This is a genomic window from Tamlana sedimenti, from assembly GCF_038148895.1.
Classification (GTDB): Bacteria; Bacteroidota; Bacteroidia; order Flavobacteriales; family Flavobacteriaceae; genus Tamlana.
Window position 1 is genome coordinate 1 of the sequence record NZ_JBBVGQ010000014.1, and the last position, 3,416, is coordinate 3,416.

General features: G+C 50.3%; 1 protein-coding gene. It reads left to right on the forward strand.

Going from position 1 to position 3,416, the window contains the following annotated elements:
* Positions 1–3,416, forward strand: a 3,416-nt coding sequence (locus tag WJN01_RS15430) for a hypothetical protein (RefSeq protein ID WP_445198052.1), incomplete at both ends; no start/stop codon positions are given.

Consider the following 3,416-nt stretch of genomic DNA (forward strand, 5'->3'; position numbering starts at 1 on the left):
ACCGTTCAGGACCTGTGCGAGACCACAAATCCTACGGCCACCTATACCTTTACACAGCCTGACGGCATAAGCTTTACGAACCCAACCGGAAAGGTCGTGAACTCCTGTGATTTCAGCGTAAACGACCCGATTGCCGGCCAAAACGCCCTGGATGCTGACATTGCTGCTTGGGTTGCCGCACAAACCGACGTCATCACAAACAGTCTTACAGGTGGCTCCCCTGACGTGACCCATGATTTTGTGGGACAGTCCATTGACCTATGTGCCGGTGGAAACATAACCGTTACATGGACCATTGACGATATCTGCGAGACCATAAACACGACAGCGACATATACCGTTACGCCTTCTGACCCGATTGCATACACAGCTCCTACAAACCTGGACGCACAGTCATGTGACTTTACCGATCAGGCCGGTGTCGATGCAGCTTTCAACAGTTGGGTGGCAAACCAAACCAGTTTGTTCGCCATCTCAGGTGGCTGTGCGCCTATATTGTCAAACGACAGTGCATCTGTTTCCGTGCCCCTGCTTTGTGACGGTGGAACAGCGACCGTGACCTGGACCATAACCGACCTTTGCGAGACCATAAACGTTTCGGCAGACTTTATCTTGACAGCGCCTACGGCAGTGACCTATAGCGACCCTGCGGACCTTGACGCACAGTCATGCGACTTTGCCGACCAAGCGGAAGTGGACACAGCCTTCAACAATTGGGTAGCGGCACAATCGACCGCCATTGCGCAGGCCGGTGGATGTTCCCCTGTTCTGTCAAATGACAGTGCCTCGGTTTCAATACCTGAGTTTTGTACAGGTGGAACGGCGACCGTGACCTGGACCATAACAGACCTTTGCGAGACCATAAACCTATCGGCAGACTTCAACCTAACGGCTCCTAGTGTGGTGACATATGACACCCCTGTGAATCTTGACACGCAATCATGCGACTTTGCCGACCAAGCAGCCGTGGACACCGCGTTCAACAACTGGGTGGCCGCACAGTCGACCGCGATTGCGCAAGCCGGTGGTTGCTCCCCTGTCCTGTCGAACGACAGTGCATCGGTGACCATTCCTGAGCTTTGTACAGGTGGAACGGCGACCGTGACCTGGACCATAACAGACCTTTGCGAGACTATTACAAATATAACTGCCAGTTTCAACTTGACCGCTCCTACAGCAGTGACCTATAGCGACCCTGCGGACCTTGACGCACAGTCTTGCGACTTTGCGGACCAAGCGGAAGTGGACACTGCCTTCAGTAACTGGGTAGCGGCTCAGTCCACTGCCATTGCGCAGGCCAGTGGATGTTCCCCTGTTCTGTCGAACGACAGTACGTCCGTGACCATACCTGAGCTTTGTACCGGTGGAACAGTGACCGTGACCTGGACCATAACCGACCTTTGTGAGACCATCAATCTATCGGCAGACTTCAACCTAACGGCTCCTTCTGTGGTAACATATGACACCCCTGCGAATCTTAACGCGCAATCATGTGACTTTACCGACCAAGGAGAAGTGGACACCGCGTTCAGCAATTGGGTGGCAGCTCAGTCCACTGCCATTGCTCAGTCCGGTGGATGTTCCCCTGTTCTGTCAAATGACAGTGCGACCGTGACCATACCTGAGCTTTGTACAGGCGGAACGGCGACCGTGACTTGGACCATAACCGACCTTTGCGAGACCATAAACCTATCGGCAGATTTCAACCTGACGGCACCACAAACTTTAGAACATCAAGAGCCAACTGGTAAAACGGCCAATACCTGTGATTTTTATGATATTGACCCTAATATTGCACAAGCAGCTTTGGATAATGACATAGCTGCATGGGTTGCAGAGCAAACAAATATTACAACGTCAACTTTTATCGGTGGTTGTTCACCAACATCAACACATGATTTTACAAATCAATCTATTGATTTGTGTTCAGGAGGTTCTTTAACCATAACATGGACTGTTAACGATTTATGTGAAGTACATACTCATGAAGCAACTTATACTTTAGTTGCTCCACAGCCAGTAACTTATAACAATCCCCAAGATGATGCCTCTTCTGCAGCTGAATTTGACGACCCTGATGCCAACGTAGCTCAAGCTAACCTTGATGCTGATATTGCCGCTTGGGTTGCTGCTCAAACAGACAATATTACAAATAACATTTCAGGAGGATGTAACCCAACAATAACCAATGATTTTGTTGACCAATCCATATCTTTCTGTGCTACTGGAAGTATAACAATAACGTGGACTGTTGAGGATCTGTGCGAGACCACAAATCCTACGGCCACTTACACCTTTACACAACCTGATGGCATTAATTTTAACAACCCATCTGCTAAAGACGTAAATTCTTGTGATTTTGACAATGATAATCCTGTTGTAGCCCAAAATGACCTAGATGCTGATATTGCGGCATGGGTTTCTGCGCAAACAGATATTATTACAAACAGTCTTACAGGTGGTTCACCTGAGGTGACCCATGATTTTGTTGGACAGTCCATTGATTTGTGTAATGGTGGCAATGTAACTGTTACTTGGTTTATCGATGATATTTGTGAAAATATTAATACAAGTGCAACCTATACAGTTACTCCTCCTGCTGCCGTGACCTATAGCGACCCTGCGGACCTTGACGCACAGTCATGTGACTTTGCGGATCAAGCGGAAGTGGACACAGCGTTCAATAATTGGGTGACCAATCAAACATCTTTAATTAATATCACTGGAGGATGCAACCCCATACTGTCAAACGACAGTGCGACCGTGACCATACCTGAGCTTTGTACCGGTGGAACAGCGACCGTTACGTGGACCATAACCGACCTTTGCGAGACCATAAATGTTTCGGCGGACTTTAACTTGACAGCGCCTGCCGCAGTGACCTATAACGACCCTGCGGACCTGGACGCACAGTCATGCGACTTTGCGGACCAAACGGAAGTGGACACCGCGTTCAGTAACTGGGTAAACGCTCAATCGACCGCCATTGCGCAGGCCGGCGGATGTTCCCCTGTTCTGTCAAACGACAGTGCCTCGGTTTCAATACCTGAGCTTTGTACAGGCGGAACGGCGACCGTGACCTGGACCATAACCGACCTTTGCGAGACCATAAATGTTTCGGCGGACTTTAACCTGACCGCCCCTACGGCAGTGACCTATAGCGACCCTGCGGACCTTGACGCACAGTCATGTGACTTTGCGGACCAAGCGGAAGTGGACACAGCCTTCAACAACTGGGTGGCGGCACAATCGACTGCCATTGCGCAGGCCGGTGGATGTTCCCCCGTGCTGTCAAACGACAGTGCGACCGTGACAATACCTGAGCTTTGTACCGGTGGAACGGCGACCGTGACCTGGACCATAACCGACCTTTGCGAGACCATAAACCTATCGGCGGACTTCAACCTGACCGCCCC